The following is a 15011-nucleotide window of genomic DNA, read 5'->3' as shown; positions in this document are numbered from 1 at the left end:
TCGTTCAAGACGGACGGCCGCGGACCCGTCTAGCGTGCGGGGCATGACTGTTCAGTTCGACTTCGTGGGCCTGGTGACGGCGGACATGGCCGCCACACTCGCCTTCTACCGCCTGCTGGGGATGGACATCCCGCCCGAGGCCGATTCCGCCCCGCACGCCGAGGCCGTTGGAGCGGGCGGCGTGCGGCTGGCCTGGGACACCGTGGAGGTGGTCAGGTCCACGCACCCGGGCTGGGAGATGCCCGGCGGCGCGGGCCGGGTGTCGCTGGCGTTCCGCTGCGCGGACCCGGCGGACGTCGACCGGATGTACGCGGTGGTGACGGGCGCCGGGCACCCGGGGTTCAAGGAGCCGTGGGACGCCTTCTGGGGCCAGCGCTACGCCATCGTGCAGGACCCGGACGGCACGCCCGTGGACCTCTACGCACCGCTCAGCGAGGTGCCAGCAGCGTCGTGAGGGGGACGCCGGCCAGCGCGCGCACGTCCCGCGCCAGGTGCGCCTGGTCGGCGTAACCCGCCCCGGCGGCCACCGCGGCCAGGGGCAGTCCGCCGCGGGCCAGGGCCAGCGCGCGCTGGAGCCGCAGCACGCGCGCGAGCGTCTTCGGGCCGTACCCGAAGGCGCGCAGGGACCGGCGGTGGAGCTGGCGCTCGCTCAGTCCGGCCGCGCGGGCGACCTCCGCCACGCCGCGTCCGGCCGCGAGGCCCGCGGCCACCGCGCGGTACAGCGGGTCGGCCGCCCCGGGCCCCGCTCCCGCCGTGCGGGCGGCGACCGTCTCCAGCGCCGCGCCCCGGTCGGCGGCCCCGGCGACGTACTCGGCCAGCCGCCGGACGCGCGCCGGGGGCCACAGCGCGTCCAGCGGCACCCGCCGGTCGCGCAGTTCGTGGGCGGGCACGCCGAGGACGGCCGGTCCGGTGCCGGGCGCGAAGCGCAGGCCGGTCCAGGCGTCGCCGGGCTGCTCGGTGCTCAGCTGGGCCCGCGTGTCGGGACCGGCGACGAGGAGCCCGTCGTGCCAGATGAGGTCCATGCAGCCGTCCGGCAGGACACGCGCCGTCGCGGGAGCGGACGCGGCCGTCCGGGACCAGAGCACGGCGCCGCCGCCGAGCGACGAGGGGCGTTCGCGGTACACGCTCAGCCCACCGGCGCGGCGCGTCCGGGCGGGCCGGCGGGGATGTCCACATCGGCAGCGTAGCCGCCCCGGTGGCCTCCGCAACACCTTCACCCGCAGTTGACCGGCCATTGTCCTTCTCGTTCAACGAATGGTCGCAATCCTCCGGTTCGCGCCGTTCAAACACCGGGACGTCCGGCCGGAACTGGAGAACACCACCCCCCGTATGGCAAGTTGCTCCCAGGTATCTGACCGGAATGGATCATTGCCGGGTGCTGAGACGCGTCCAACGGAGGGGCAGTGGCTTTGTGGACTCCATGCTGAAACGGCCAGTGGAGCGCAGGAAGAGGCAGGAGTCACGCCGCCGCCCTGCGGGCGCGTGGTGGGGCACGGCCGCGGCGGTGGCCCTCGTGTGCGGCGCCGCCGCCGCGCTGCTTCCCGCGCCCACCGCAGCGCGGGCGCTCGCCGCCGGCCTCGCGGTCCTCGTCGTCCTCGCCGCGTCCTGGGCGCTGCGCTCGCGCGGCCGCGCGGCCGACGCCGAGGCGCGGCGGCGCGAGGCGCAGGCCACCGCGGACGCCAGAGCCGCGGAGCTGGCGCACCTCGCGGGCGTACGGCTGCCCGCCATCGCCGAACGGGTGCGCGCGGGACGGCGGCTGGACGGCGTGCCGGGACCGGTCGCGTCCCCCGACCAGACCGGGGACGGCTTCGCCCGCGACGTGGCCGCCATCGCCGAGGGACTCGGCTCGGACGAGGCCGTGCGCCGCGAACGCGCCCTGCGCGACTCGGTGCAGGCCGCCTTCGAGTCCGTCGCCCGCACCATGCACGCCATGGCGACCGTGCAGCAGCAGGTGCTCGACCACGTCGAGCAGCTCCTCACCGACCCGCGGCTGATGAGCGAGGTCATGAAGGCCGACCACGCGGCGGCCCAGATGACCCGCAAGGCCCAGACGCTGCTGGTCATGTGCGGCATCTGGCCCGCGCGCCGCGAGGTGCGCCCCGTGACGCTGTACGACTGCGTGCGCGGCGCGCAGTCGCGGATCGTCGAGTTCGGCCGGGTGGACGTGCACGGCGGCCAGACGCTGTACGTCGTGCCGCCCGCCGTGGAGGGCGTCATGCACGCGGTCGCCGAACTGCTGGAGAACGCCACCGTCTTCTCCCCCTCGCGCACGCAGGTCGTGGTGACGCTGCGGGAGGTCGGCGCGGGCGCGGTCATCGAGATCGACGACGCCGGACTCGGCATGCCGCCGGACGTGCTCGACCAGGCGGTCGGCCGGCTCCGCGACGACCTCGACCTCGCCCAGCTCGGTGCCGTGCCCCGGCTCGGACTGGCCTGCGTCGGACGCTGGGCCCGCGAACTGGGCTTCAACGTGGAGCTGAGCGGCGCCTCGGCGTACGGCGGCACCCGGGCCGTCGTCTTCGTGCCGCACCGGCTGCTGACCGAACCGCTGCCCGGCCTCACCGAGGACACCGGCGCCCACGCCCTCCCGCAGCAGGCCCCGGGGTACGGCCAGGACGCCGCCGGGTTCGCGGTGCCGCCGTCGGCGCCCGGCCACGCACCGGCGCACGCCGCACCGGCCCCCGCCGTGCAGCACCAGGCGCAGCACCACACGCAGGACCACGCGGCGCAGGACCACCCGGCGCGGACCCGCTCCGGGCACGCCGGGCCCCGGCACGCGGCGCCGCGCGCGGCGGAGCGGTACCCCGCCCCGCACCAGCCGCCGCACCCGGCGGCGCAGGACGGGCCGTACCGGGCGGCGCAGGACGCGCCGCAGGACGCGTCCGAGCACCCCGCGCTCCCCCGCCGCCGCAGCCGGCGCCGCGAGACGGGCCCCGGGGCCCCGCAGGGCGGCCCGCAGCAGCGGCCCGCGCCCCTGGCCCCGCCGCGTCCCGACGGCGGACGCCCGGCGCCCGACTGGTCCCCGGAGGCGGCCCGCGCCTCGGTGGCCAGCGTCGTGTCCGGTTCCCGGCGCGGCCGGGCGGCGGCCCAGGACACCGAGCAGACCGACGACCACGATGGAGCCCGTCCGTGACCGGAACCATAGCCAGACTCCCCGACCTGGGCTGGATGCTGCGCCCGCTGACCGACATCCCCGGCGTACGGCACGCCGTGGTCCTCTCCGAGGACGGGCTCCACCTGGGCCACGCGTCGGCCGAGGGACTGAGCGGCACGGTCGTCGAACTCGGCCGGGACGAGGCCGAGTCGCTGGCCGCCGCGTGCGCCGGCATGACGATGACCGGCCGTTCGACCGCCTCGCTCCTCTTCGGCAGCGGCGCGGGCGTGCGCCAGCTCATGCTGGAGTCCGAGCACGGCTTCGTCCTGTTCACCGCCGCGGGGGTGGGCGCCCACCTGGGCGTGGCCACCGACCTGGAGGCCGACGTCGGCCTGGTGGCCCAGCAGATGCAGCTGCTGGTGGCCAAGATCGGCGCCCACCTCAGCACGCGTCCCAGGGACTCGGTGAGCCCGTCGCCATGACGGGTGACTGGGAGGAACGGACGGCACCGGCGGTCCGCCCGTACGTCATCACCGGCGGCCGGGCGGGCGTCCCGAGTGAGCCGCTGCCCTGGGAGACGCTCGTCCGCGCGGTGGACGACGGTCCCCCGGGGCCCGTACCCGGGCTCCAGCCCGAGCACCGGCACATCCTGGCGCACTGCGCGGGGCTGCTGTCGGTCGCCGAGATCGCCGCACACGTGGGCCAGCCGCCCTCGGTGCTCCAGGTCCTGCTGGCCGACCTGCTCGGCTGGGGCCTGATCGTGACCCGCCCGCCCGTCCCGGCCGCCGAACGCGCCGATGTGACCATGCTCAGAAAGGTTCTCCATGGTCTCGAAAGCCGCCTCTGACCACGTTGGGGCCGCACCGGCGGCGCCCGCCACGCCCGGAACGCGTGCCGCGCCCGAAACGGCAGCGGCACGCGACGCCCCCGGGGCCCACGACGCGCCGGACGACAACCGCTACGTGCGCTCCAGCGTCGCCGGGGCGGCGAAGATCCTCGTCGTCGGCCCGCTCGGCGTGGGCAAGACGACGCTCATCGGCACCGTCTCGGAGATCAGACCGCTGTCCACCGAGGCCGTGATGAGCCAGGCCGGGGCGCGGGTGGACACCAGCGGGGAGCGGACGAAGACCACCACCACGGTCGCCCTCGACTTCGGCCGCATGACGCTCGACGGCGACCTCGTCCTCTACCTGTTCGGCACCCCCGGGCAGCAGCGCTTCCTGCCCGCCTGGCGGCAGCTCGCCAGCGGATCGCTCGGCGCGCTCGCGCTCGTCGACACCCGGGACCTGGCGGCGTCCTTCGACGCGCTGGGCCACCTGGAGGACCTCGGGCTGCCGTTCGCCGTCGCCGTGAACACCTTCCCCGGCAGCCCCGAGTACGACGAGCGGGAGCTGCGGGACGCACTCGACCTGCTCCCCCACACCCCCCTGGTGATGTGCGACGCCCGCGAGCCGAGTTCCTCGGTGCGGGCGCTCATCGCCCTGGTCTCCCACCTCATCAACGCCGCGGAGCTCTCATGACCGGTCTCTTCCCCGACCGCGCCGGCCCCGGCGCGGGACGCTGCCCGGCCACCCCGCTGTACGGGCCGCAGCTCGACGGCGACGCCCTGCCGCAGCTCTACGAGGAGCTGCGGCAGCGGCACGGGCCCGTCGCCCCGGTGACCATCGCGCCCGGCATCGACGCCTGGCTCGTGCTCGGCCACCGGGAACTGCTGCGGCTGACCCGCGAGGAGCAGGACTTCTCGCACGACCCGCGCCGCTGGACGCTGCTGCGCGAGGGCCGGGTGCCGCCGGACTCGCCGATCCTGCCCATGGTCGGCTGGCGGCCCGCGCTGCTGTTCGCCGACGGGCAGCAGCACCGCCGCATGCGGGCCGCCGTCGCGGACGCCCTGTCCCGCGTCAACGGGCACGAACTGCGGCGCACCGTGCGGACCGCCGCCGAGCGCCTCATCGTCTCGTTCGCGGAGCGGGGCGAGGCCGACCTCGTCCCGCACTACGCGCGCAGACTGCCGCTCCAGGTCATCACGACGCTCCTGGGCCTGGACGACCGGACCGGGCAGCAGCTCGTCCAGGCGATCGCCGGGACCGTCGCCGCCAACGCCGACTCGGTGAACGCCAGCCGCCGCATGGGCGCGATCCTCATGCGGCTCATCGAGGAGAAGCGGCGCGCCCCGGGTGACGACGTGACGTCCGCCCTGCTGCGTCACCCCGCGCGGCTGTCCGACGAGGAGGTGCTGCACAACCTCGTCGTCATGTTCGTCGCGGGCAACCAGACCACGGTCAACTGGATCGCCACCACCCTGCGCATCCTGCTGACCGACCCGGGCTTCCGCTCCTCGCTGGCGGGCGGACGGCTCAGCGTGGACGACGCGCTGGACCTCGTCCTGTGGCGCTTCCCGCCCACGCAGAACTTCCCCGCCCGCTACGCCACCCGCGACCTGCGGTTCGGCGGCCAGGACGTGCGCGCCGGGGACATGCTCATCCTCGGACTGGCGGCCGCCAACACCGACCCGGAGGTCCTGCCGCCCGGCGGCCGTCCCGTCGTGGGCAACCGCTCGCACCTGGCCTTCGGAGCCGGCCCGCACACCTGCCCCGCGCAGGACCCGGCCCGCCTCATCGCCCGCACGGCGGTCGACACGATCCGGCACCGGCTGCCGGACATGGAGCTGTCGGTGCCCGAACGGGAGCTGGCCTGGGTGAAGTCGCCCTGGTCCAAGGGCCTCGCCGCGCTCCCCGTCCGGTTCACCGACCCGCGGCTGTCCCTCCCGGACGCCGCTCCCCACCCCCCGGCCGCACCGCAAGGAGAGCGAAGATGACCCAGGCGCACCGCACCCCCCACCGCATGGACCCCGCCGGCGGCTGCCCGCACGCCGCGAACGCCCGGCTGCTCGCCGAGGGCGCCGTCGCCCCCGTCGTCCTGCCCGGGGAGGTCCCCGGCATGGCGGTGCTCGGGCACGAGGAGCTGAAGGAGTTCCTGTCCCACCCCGATGTGGCCAAGAACGCGAGACACTTCGCCGCCCTCCAGGCCGGGGAGATACCCGAGGGCTGGCCGATGCGGACGTTCGCCACGGTGCAGGGCATGACGACGGCGGACGGCGCGGACCACCGCAGGCTGCGCTCGCTGGTCAGCCGCGCCTTCACCGCACGCCGCGTGGAGTCCCTGCGCCCGCGCGTCACGGAGCTGACGGCGGCCCTGCTGGACGACCTGGAGCGGGCGGTGGCCGAGGGTGACGGCGTCGCCGACCTGCGGCGGCACTTCGCCATGCCGCTGCCCATGGGCGTCATCTGCGAGCTGCTGGGCGTGGACGCCGAGCACCAGGACCGGCTGCACGCCCTGTCCAACCGCATCGTCTCCACCAGCCTGGCGCCCGGGGAGGTCATGGCGGCGAACCAGGAGATGCTCCAGGTGCTCGGGCGCGTCGCGGCGGCCCGCATGGCCGAACCGGGCGACGACCTCACCAGCGCGCTGATCGCCGCCCGTGAGGAGGACGGCGACCGGCTGAGCGAGCCGGAGCTGATCGGCACGCTGCTGCTCATGATCATCGCCGGGCACGAGACGACGCTCAACCTCATCACCAACGCCGTCCGCGCCCTGTCCGCCCACCCCGACCAGCTCGCCCTGGTGCTGGACGGCACGGCGGGCTGGGACGACGTGGTCGAGGAGACGATGCGCTGGGACAGCCCCGTCAGCTACTTCCCGTTCCGCTACCCCACCCGCGACCTCACCGTGGACGGCACCCTCATCCCCCGCGGCACGCCGGTGCTCGCCGGGTACTCGGCGGCCGGACGCGACCCGCGCACGCACGGCGCGGACGCCGACCGCTTCGAGGTCACCCGCGACCGCGCCCGCCACCTGTCCTTCGGTCACGGCGCGCACTTCTGCATCGGCGCGCCGCTCGCCCGCATGGAGGCCACCATCGCCCTGGAGGGCCTGTTCACCCGCTTCCCCGGTCTGCGGGTCGCGGCGGAGGAGGGCGAGCTGCCGCGCGGCAGCTTCGTGGGGAACAGCGTGCCGGTGTGCCCCGTGCGGCTCACCGCCCCCGCCGGACGAAGCTGAGGTCCGCGTTGCCCCGGGGAAACAGCGGGGAACCCACCGGGTAACAGCGGCAGCGCACGCTGTCGGGCATGACCTCGAAACAGCGCGTGGTGGTGATCGGCGGCGGCATGGCCGGTTCCCGGCTCGTGCAGCAGCTCACCGGTGACGGCGGTGCCGCCGGCCACGCCGTCACCGTCATCGGGGAGGAGCGGCACCCGGCGTACAACCGGGTGCTGCTCGCCGAGGTGCTGGCCGGGCGGTACACGCCCGACGTCATCGCCCTGCCCGAGCCGGGGCCGGGCGTCCGCCTCCGGGCCGGGGTCCGGGCGGTGCGGATCGACCGCGCCGAGCGGCGGGTCGTGTGCGACGACGGCTCCCTGGTGCCCTACGACACCCTCGTCCTGGCCACCGGGTCGAACCCGGTGCTGCCGCCGATGCGCGGCCTGTTCGACGACACCGGCGGCGCCGCCCCCGGCGCGGGGCTGCCGGAGAACGTCCACCCGTTCCGGACGCTGGACGACTGCGCCGCCCTCACCGCCGCAGGCCCCGGGACCCGGGCGGTCGTGGTCGGCGGCGGGCTGCTCGGCGTCTCCGCCGCCAGGGCGCTGGCCGCACGGGGGGCAGCCACCGTCCTGGCCCACCAGGGCGAGCACCTGATGGAACGCCAGCTCGACGCGGGCGCGTCCGCGCTGCTGCGCGCCCACCTGACCGGGCTCGGTGTGGAGGTGCACACCGAGTGCCGGGTGCGCGGCGTGCTCACCCGTCCGGGCCCGGTGACCGGGCGGCGCTCGGTGCACGCGGTCGGCCTGGCCGACGGCTACACCCTCGGCGCCGACCTGCTGGTCCTGGCCTGCGGGGTGCGGCCCCGCACGGGGCTGGCCCGCGCCGCCGGGCTCACCGTCGAGCGGGGCGTGGTCGTGGACGACGCCCTGCGCACCGACGACCGGCGCGTCCACGCCGTCGGGGACTGCGCCCAGCACCGCGGCACCGTCTACGGGCTGGCCGGCGCCGCGCAGGAACAGGCCGACGCGCTGGCCCGACGGCTCACCGCCCCGGACGGCGGCGCCGCCCCCTACACCGGAACCCGTGCGCTGACCCGGCTGACGCTGGGCGGTCCGGGGCCGCTGGACCTGGCCGCCTTCGGGGAGGCCGTCCCCCGCGCGGACGACGACGTCGTGCACCTCGCCGACGCCACCCGCGGCGCCTACCGGAAGGTCGTCGTGCGCGGCGATCGGCTCGTCGGCGGCATCCTCCTGGGCGATCTCGGCACCGTCGGCGCGCTCGCCCGCACCTGGGAAGGGGACGAACCGCTCCCCTCCGCCCCGCTGCTCCACCTGCTCACCAACGATGGAGGTCTGTGACGATGTCCGAGCCGCGAACGGTACCGACGGTGCCGGCCACGCCGCTGAGGCCGACCGGACCGACCGAGCCGACCGGGACCACCGCACCGGCCGCACCGGCCGCACCGAAGAAGCCGACGATCGTCCTGGTCGGGCACGGCATGGTCGGGCAGCGCTTCCTTGAGGCCCTGGCCGACCGGGGCGTGACCGGGCGGGCCCGGGTGGTCGTCCTGTGCGAGGAGCCGCGCCCCGCCTACGACCGGGTGCAGCTCACCTCCTACTTCTCCGGCACCACGCCCGAGGAGCTGTCGCTGACCGACGAGGCGTTCCTGGCCGGGCACGGCATCGAACTGCACCTGGGCGACCCGGCCGAAGCCGTGGACCGGGCCGCGCGCACGGTGACGGCCCGCTCCGGACGGACGTTCACCTACGACACGCTGGTGCTGGCCACCGGCTCCTACCCGTTCGTGCCGCCCGTCCCCGGCAGGGACAGCACGGGCTGCTTCGTCTACCGCACCATCGAGGACCTGCTCGCCATCGAGGCGTACGCGAAGGGCGCCGGGAGTGGCGTGGTCGTCGGCGGCGGGCTGCTGGGCCTGGAGGCGGCCGGCGCGCTGGCGGGCCTGGGCGTGGACGCGCACATCGTGGAGTTCAACGACCGGCTGATGGCGCTCCAGGTCGACGCGGGCGGCGGGGCCGCGCTGCGCCGCACCATCGAGGGCATGGGGCTCGCCGTCCACACCGGGGTGGGCGGCAAGGAGATCACCGCGGACGCCGACGGCGCGGTCACCGGCATGGTGCTCTCGGACGGCTCGGTCCTCGCCACCGACATGGTGGTCTTCTCGGCCGGGGTGCGCCCGCGCGACCAGCTCGCCCGCGAGGCCGGCCTGGACGTCGGGGAGCGCGGCGGCGTCGTCGTGGACGCGCACTGCCGCACCAGCGATCCGGCGGTGTACGCGATCGGTGAGTGCGCCCGCGCCGCCGACGGCACGGTGTACGGGCTGGTGGCGCCCGGCTACGAGATGGCCGAGACGGCGGCCGCCGCCATCGCGGGCACCGCGGCGGACGGCGACGGCTTCACCGGCGCGGACACCTCCACCAAGCTCAAGCTCCTCGGCGTGGACGTGGCCTCCTTCGGGGACGCGCACGGCACGGCCGAGGGCTGCCTCGACGTGGTGTACGCCGACTCCCGCTCCGGGGTCTACAAGAAACTCGTCGTCGCCGGGGACGGCACGCTGCTGGGCGGCGTCCTGGTGGGGGACGCGGAGGCGTACGGGCTGCTGCGCCCGCTGACCGGCTCGGTGCCGCCCGTCGCCCCCGAGGCGCTGGTGCTGCCCGCCGGGGCGGGCGCCCCCGCGGCGATCGGTCCGGCGGCGCTGCCGGACGAGGCGGTGGTGTGCAGTTGCCACAACGTCACCAAGGGCACGATCCGCGGCGCGGTCGCCGAGCACCACTGCACCACCGTGCCGGAGGTCAGGAAGTGCACCAAGGCCGGTACCGGGTGCGGAAGCTGCGTGAAGGTGCTCGGGCAGCTCGTGAACGACGAACTGGCCGCCCAGGGCGTCGAGGTCGATCCCGGCCTGTGCGGCTGCTTCGCCCACACCCGCCAGGAGCTGTACGAGATCGTGCTCGCCCTGCGGCTGACCTCCTTCCGGGAGCTGCTGGACGGCCACGGCCGGCCGGAGGCGCGCGGCGGTGAGGGCTGCGAGGTGTGCAAGCCCGCCGTGGCCTCGGTCATCGCCTCCCTGGCCCCGGTGATCGGCGCGGACGGCTACGTACTGGACGGGGAGCAGGCCGCGCTCCAGGACACGAACGACCACTTCCTCGCCAACCTCCAGAAGAACGGCTCCTACTCGGTGGTGCCCCGGGTGCCCGGGGGCGAGATCACCCCGGAGAAGCTGATCGTCATCGGCGAGGTGGCCCGGGACTTCGGTCTCTACACGAAGATCACCGGCGGGCAGCGCATCGACCTGTTCGGCGCCCGGGTGGACCAGCTCCCGATGATCTGGACCCGGCTGGTGGACGCGGGGTTCGAGTCGGGCCACGCCTACGGCAAGGCGCTGCGCACGGTGAAGTCCTGCGTCGGGGAGACGTGGTGCCGCTACGGCGTGCAGGACTCGGTGCGGATGGCCATCGACCTGGAACTGCGCTACCGGGGGCTGCGCGCACCGCACAAGCTCAAGTCGGCCGTCTCCGGGTGCCAGCGGGAGTGCGCCGAGGCGCAGAGCAAGGACTTCGGCGTCATCGCCACCGCCGGTGGCTGGAACCTGTACGTCGGCGGCAACGGCGGCGCCACGCCGCGCCACGCCGACCTGCTCGCCCAGGACCTCTCGGACGCCGGACTCGTCCGGCTCATCGACCGGTTCCTGATGTTCTACATCCGCACGGCCGACCGACTCGAACGCACCTCGGTGTGGCTGGAGCGCATCGAGGGCGGGCTGGCCCACGTGCGCGACGTGGTGGTGCACGACTCGCTGGGCATCTGCGCCGAACTGGAGGCGATGATGGCCGGGCACGTGGCCGGGTACCGCGACGAGTGGGCCCAGACGCTGGACGACCCGGACCGGCTGCGCCGCTTCGTGTCGTTCGTCAACGCCCCGGACGCCCCCGACCCGTCGGTGCGGTTCGTGCCCGAACGGGACCAGCTCAAGCCCGATCTGGACATCCTGGCGGGCCCCGACCTGCCCGTCCGCACCCTCGAAGGAGCGCAGACCCGATGACCGACGTGATGGACGCCCCGACCGCGGCGCGGACCCTGACCCGGGTGGAGGTCCGGGCCGGGCGGGGCTGGGTGCGGCTGTGCGACCTGGCCGACCTCACCCCGGGCCGCGGCGTGGCGGCGCTGCTGCCGGACGGCGGGCAGGCCGCCGTCTTCCTGGACCGGGCGGGGACCGTGCACGTGATCGCCAACCGTGACCCGTTCACCGGTGCCTACGTCCTCTCGCGCGGGCTGCTGGGCTCCGCGCGGGGGCGCCCGTTCGTGGCATCGCCGCTGCTCAAGCAGCGCTTCGACCTGGCCACGGGGCGCTGCCTGGACGAGGACGCGGTCACCGTGCCGGTGTACCCGGCCCGCACCCGCTGACGGGGGCCCGGAGCGGCACCGCATAAGCGACCAAACGGACAGAAGGCCCGACATCAACGGCAGGCGACAAGCGGAGCCTGACATTCCATCATCCGGACGGGTGTCTGCTTTGCGGTGATGTAAAGGCGGGGCCGCCCCTCCGGGTGACCGGACTCACAAGGGCGCCACCCGGTGCAATGGCACCGGGTGGCGCCGTCGTTCGCGCTCCGTCAGATTCGCCCCTGACCAGGGGTTTTCGGACATTCCACAAGATCCGTCCTCTTACGCTCGGAATCGGCACCGGTGCGGACCGTGGCTGCGACGGCCGGTGCGGGAGGGATCGGAGGAACGTCCACAGGTCCGCTGCTTGTCTCCTGCAAATGCTTGTGCCTACGGTTCCTCCGCCACGCATCGGATGCGTGGCCCTACCGCCGGGACGCCGAATCCTGCCGCCCGGCTGGGGGAACAGCCAGCAGTCCAGGCGGCAGGAGCGGGGGAACCAGGTAAGCGCCGTGCCGTGTATCCGTACCGGTACGGCTAGGGGTGAAGCCACGCCCCGCAGCGCTCCGGCGCTACGGGAAGTGGCCGGGCTGCTCCGGCCCGAATCCGACAGCTCACCTCGCAGGCGTAGGAGAGGACACACCTATGTCTCGTGGTCGCCACCGCCGTCCGCGCACACCGCTGATATCCCGTCAGGTCGCCCGGGTCTCCCTCGTGGTCACTGCGGGAGGCGTCACCGTCCCGCTCGCCGCGGGTGCCGCGAACGCCGCCCCCGTCTCCGTGTGGGACAAGGTCGCCGAGTGCGAGAGCTCCGGCAACTGGTCCATCAACACCGGCAACGGCTTCTACGGCGGCCTCCAGTTCCAGCAGTCCAGCTGGGAGGCCGCCGGCGGCACCCAGTACGCCGCACGGGCGGACCTGGCCACCAAGGACCAGCAGATCGCCGCCGCCGAGCGGCTGCTGGAGATGCAGGGCCCCGGCGCCTGGCCGGTGTGCGGTCCGCGCGCCGGACTGGCCAAGGGCTCCGCCGCCCCGGCCATCGACCCGGCCGGTGAGTCCGGCGGGAAGCCCGCCGCCGAGAAGGCCGACAAGCCGGAGAAGGCCGGCAAGGCCCCGGCCGAGCAGGCCGGGCCGAAGCCGGAGGCCGCCGGGACGAAGGCCGACAAGCCCAGCAAGGCCGCCACGGCCCAGAAGCCGGAGAAGAAGGCCGAGAAGGCCGAGAAGGACGCCGGGCAGGACTACACCGTCACCAGCGGCGACACCCTCTTCGGCATCGCCACGGTCAAGCAGGTGGACGGCGGCTGGCAGGCCGTCTACTCCGCCAACCGCGACGTCGTCGGCCAGGACCCGGACCTGATCTTCCCCGGCCAGCGGCTGAGCCTGGACACGGACGGGGCCACCGCCGCGCCCAAGGCCGACAAGCCCAGCAAGGCCGCGCAGCCGAAGGCCGCGCCCAAGGCCGACAAGCCCGAGCCCGCGCCCGAGGCCGAGAAGAAGACCGAGAAGAAGGCCGAGCCGAAGGCCCAGCCCGAGGCCGGGAAGCCCAAGGCCGAGGAGAAGGCCGACAAGGCCGCCGCACCCAAGGCCCCGCAGCCGAAGCCGCAGGCCGAGAAGCCCGCCGAGCCCGCGCCCGCGGCCTCCGGCTTCGTCCGCCCGGTCGACGCCGCCCCGAGCACCGCCTACCGGGCCTCCGGCTCGGCGTGGTCCAGCGGCTACCACACCGGCGTGGACTTCTCCGCCGGGACCGGCACCCCGGTGAAGTCCGTCGGCGCCGGCACCGTGGTCTCCGCGGGCTGGGGCGGTTCCTACGGGAACCAGATCGTCATCCGGCACGAGGACGGCCGCTACACCCAGTACGCGCACCTGTCCTCCATCACCGTCTCGACCGGCCAGAGCGTGGGCGGCGGCCAGCAGATCGGCCTGGTGGGCTCCACCGGCAACAGCACCGGCCCGCACCTGCACTTCGAGGTCCGCACCGGTTCCGGCTACGGCTCGGACATCGACCCGCTGGCCTACCTGCGGGGCAAGGGCGTCTCCATCTGACGTTCCGCCCCACCGCGCCCCGCGCGCGTGCCCCCGCACAGGGGGCGCCCGCCACGGGGAACCGCACCCCGACCGGCCGTGCCGAGACTCCTCCCGGCACGGCCGGTTCACGTCGTCGTGGGCCGGTATTGCCGCGCCCGTGCCACTGACGCCATGTGACGCCCCTAGCGTCCTGCGCGTTGTACTCCGGCGCCGCCGGCGCCGGAGCCTCGACGACTCCGGTGAGGTAACCCGTGGAACGTCGCACCTTCCTGCGCGGAGCCGTGGTGAGCGGCTCGGCCGCAGCCTTCGGCGGCACCCTGATGCACGGCGCCACCCACGCCGCCCCCGCCCAGCCGGGCCCGAGCCCCTACGGTCCGCTCGGCTCCCCCGACGCACGCGGCATCCGGCTCCCCTCCGGTTTCACCAGCCGGATCATCGCCCGCTCCGGACAGCAGGTGGGCGGCACGTCCTACACCTGGCACCGCGCACCGGACGGCGGGGCCTGCTTCCCCTCCGGGAGCGGCTGGATCTACGTCTCCAACTCCGAGGTCAACCCCGGCGGAGGCGCGAGCGCGGTCCGCTTCAACTCCTCGGGCTCGGTCACCGGCGCCTACCGCATCCTGTCCGGCACCCGGCAGAACTGCGCGGGCGGCGCGACGCCGTGGAACACCTGGCTGTCCTGCGAGGAGGTGGACCGCGGTTACGTCTACGAGACCGACCCGTACGGCGTGAACGCCCCCGTCCGCCGGGACGCGATGGGCCGCTTCAAGCACGAGGCGGCGGCGGCCGACCCGCAGCGCCGCGTCTTCTACCTCACCGAGGACGTCGGGGACGGCTGCTTCTACCGGTTCGTGCCCGACACCTGGGGCGACCTGTCCGCCGGGCGGCTCCAGGTGCTGCGCGCCGGTTCGGGCACGTCCGGCTCGTTCAGCTGGGCGAACGTGCCGGACCCGGGCGGCTCCACAGCGACCCGCCACCAGGTCTCCGGAGCCAAGCGGTTCAACGGGGGCGAGGGCTGCCACTACGCGGGCGGCACCGTGTGGTTCACCACCAAGGGCGACAACCGGGTGTGGCGGCTGAACCTGGCCGCGCAGACCTACGAGCTGGCCTACGACGACTCGCTGGTGAGCGGCACCGACCCGCTGACCGGCGTGGACAACATCACCGGCGCCTCCTCCGGTGACCTGTTCGTCGCGGAGGACGGCGGCAACATGGAGATCTGCGTCATCACCCCGGACGACGTCGTGGCGCCGTTCCTGCGCGTCGAGGGGCAGTCGTCCTCCGAGATCTGCGGTCCGGCGTTCTCCCCGGACGGCACCCGGCTGTACTTCTCCAGCCAGCGCGGCACGAGCGGCAGTTCCTCCGGCGGCATCACCTACGAGGTGAGCGGCCCGTTCCGGCGCTGACGGGAGGCGGGGAGGGGGCGGTGCGGCACCTCCGCACAGGTGCCGCACCG

13 protein-coding genes and 1 riboswitch are annotated in these 15011 nt (G+C 74.8%); of the genes, 12 read left to right on the top strand and 1 reads right to left on the bottom strand.

Annotated features, from left to right (window positions below):
* The first annotated feature begins 43 nt into the window (after positions 1-43).
* The gene (locus V1J52_RS09695) at positions 44-454 is read left to right on the top strand and encodes a VOC family protein (protein WP_330139243.1); all 411 of its coding nucleotides are present in this window, start codon (positions 44-46) and stop codon (positions 452-454) included.
* Here V1J52_RS09695 and V1J52_RS09690 read toward each other — a convergent pair.
* Positions 429-1124 (bottom strand): helix-turn-helix domain-containing protein, encoded by a 696-nt coding sequence (locus V1J52_RS09690; protein WP_330139242.1) that lies wholly within the window; start codon positions 1122-1124, stop codon positions 429-431. The two genes, V1J52_RS09695 and V1J52_RS09690, sit on opposite strands and share 26 nt — an antisense overlap.
* A gap of 296 nt (positions 1125-1420) precedes the next feature.
* Between V1J52_RS09690 and V1J52_RS09685 the strand changes: the two genes are divergently transcribed.
* The 11 genes from V1J52_RS09685 (at position 1421) to V1J52_RS09635 (ending at position 14961) form a co-directional block, all read left to right on the top strand.
* Positions 1421-3133: an ATP-binding protein gene (locus V1J52_RS09685; protein ID WP_330139241.1), complete on the top strand. Its 1713-nt coding sequence runs from the start codon at positions 1421-1423 to the stop codon at positions 3131-3133.
* On the top strand, positions 3130-3576 hold the full coding sequence (locus tag V1J52_RS09680; RefSeq protein ID WP_330139240.1) for a roadblock/LC7 domain-containing protein: 447 nt from the start codon (positions 3130-3132) through the stop codon (positions 3574-3576). The genes V1J52_RS09685 and V1J52_RS09680 overlap by 4 nt, the downstream gene beginning before the upstream one ends.
* Positions 3573-3941, top strand: a complete 369-nt coding sequence (locus V1J52_RS09675; protein WP_330139239.1) for a DUF742 domain-containing protein — start codon at positions 3573-3575, stop codon at positions 3939-3941. The genes V1J52_RS09680 and V1J52_RS09675 overlap by 4 nt, the downstream gene beginning before the upstream one ends.
* Positions 3919-4614, top strand: coding sequence for a GTP-binding protein (locus tag V1J52_RS09670; protein WP_330139238.1), 696 nt, complete (start codon positions 3919-3921; stop codon positions 4612-4614). The genes V1J52_RS09675 and V1J52_RS09670 overlap by 23 nt, the downstream gene beginning before the upstream one ends.
* Positions 4611-5909: a cytochrome P450 gene (locus tag V1J52_RS09665; RefSeq protein ID WP_330139237.1), complete on the top strand. Its 1299-nt coding sequence runs from the start codon at positions 4611-4613 to the stop codon at positions 5907-5909. Before V1J52_RS09670 ends, V1J52_RS09665 begins: the two co-directional genes overlap by 4 nt.
* A complete protein-coding gene (locus V1J52_RS09660; protein WP_330139236.1) occupies positions 5906-7150 on the top strand; it encodes a cytochrome P450 family protein in 1245 nt (414 codons plus the stop codon). The genes V1J52_RS09665 and V1J52_RS09660 overlap by 4 nt, the downstream gene beginning before the upstream one ends.
* 68 nt (positions 7151-7218) lie before the next feature.
* Entirely contained in the window at positions 7219-8490 is a 1272-nt protein-coding gene (locus tag V1J52_RS09655) for an NAD(P)/FAD-dependent oxidoreductase (RefSeq protein ID WP_330139235.1), read from the top strand.
* 140 nt (positions 8491-8630) lie between these two features.
* Complete coding sequence (gene nirB, locus V1J52_RS09650) at positions 8631-11189, top strand: nitrite reductase large subunit NirB (RefSeq protein ID WP_330139564.1); 2559 nt, start codon at positions 8631-8633, stop codon at positions 11187-11189.
* Positions 11186-11551: a nitrite reductase small subunit NirD gene (locus V1J52_RS09645; RefSeq protein ID WP_443075769.1), complete on the top strand. Its 366-nt coding sequence runs from the start codon at positions 11186-11188 to the stop codon at positions 11549-11551. Before nirB ends, V1J52_RS09645 begins: the two co-directional genes overlap by 4 nt.
* Positions 11552-11987: 436 nt before the next feature.
* Positions 11988-12173, top strand: a riboswitch (cyclic di-AMP (ydaO/yuaA leader).
* A 2-nt stretch (positions 12174-12175) separates the two neighbouring features.
* Entirely contained in the window at positions 12176-13573 is a 1398-nt protein-coding gene (locus V1J52_RS09640) for a transglycosylase family protein (protein ID WP_330139234.1), read from the top strand.
* Positions 13574-13806: 233 nt separating this feature from the next.
* Positions 13807-14961 carry an alkaline phosphatase PhoX gene (locus V1J52_RS09635; protein WP_330139233.1) on the top strand — a complete coding sequence of 385 codons (1155 nt, stop codon included), beginning with the start codon at positions 13807-13809 and terminating at the stop codon, positions 14959-14961.
* Positions 14962-15011: the final 50 nt, after the last annotated feature.

Source organism: Streptomyces solitudinis, from assembly GCF_036323765.1.
Classification (GTDB): Bacteria; Actinomycetota; Actinomycetes; order Streptomycetales; family Streptomycetaceae; genus Streptomyces.
Note: the sequence above shows the minus strand (reverse complement) of the source record. Positions and strands in the feature narration are given on the sequence as shown.

Bases quoted from the DNA above. Each gene is read 5' to 3' on its own strand.
- V1J52_RS09695 (WP_330139243.1), top strand. From the start codon at position 44: ATGACTGTTCAGTTCGACTTCGTGGGCCTGGTGACGGCGGACATGGCC.
- V1J52_RS09685 (WP_330139241.1), top strand. From the start codon at position 1,421: ATGCTGAAACGGCCAGTGGAGCGCAGGAAGAGGCAGGAGTCACGCCGC.
- V1J52_RS09675 (WP_330139239.1), top strand. From the start codon at position 3,573: ATGACGGGTGACTGGGAGGAACGGACGGCACCGGCGGTCCGCCCGTAC.
- V1J52_RS09670 (WP_330139238.1), top strand. From the start codon at position 3,919: ATGGTCTCGAAAGCCGCCTCTGACCACGTTGGGGCCGCACCGGCGGCG.
- V1J52_RS09665 (WP_330139237.1), top strand. From the start codon at position 4,611: ATGACCGGTCTCTTCCCCGACCGCGCCGGCCCCGGCGCGGGACGCTGC.
- V1J52_RS09660 (WP_330139236.1), top strand. From the start codon at position 5,906: ATGACCCAGGCGCACCGCACCCCCCACCGCATGGACCCCGCCGGCGGC.
- V1J52_RS09655 (WP_330139235.1), top strand. From the start codon at position 7,219: ATGACCTCGAAACAGCGCGTGGTGGTGATCGGCGGCGGCATGGCCGGT.
- nirB (WP_330139564.1), top strand. From the start codon at position 8,631: ATGGTCGGGCAGCGCTTCCTTGAGGCCCTGGCCGACCGGGGCGTGACC.
- V1J52_RS09645 (WP_443075769.1), top strand. From the start codon at position 11,186: ATGACCGACGTGATGGACGCCCCGACCGCGGCGCGGACCCTGACCCGG.
- V1J52_RS09640 (WP_330139234.1), top strand. From the start codon at position 12,176: ATGTCTCGTGGTCGCCACCGCCGTCCGCGCACACCGCTGATATCCCGT.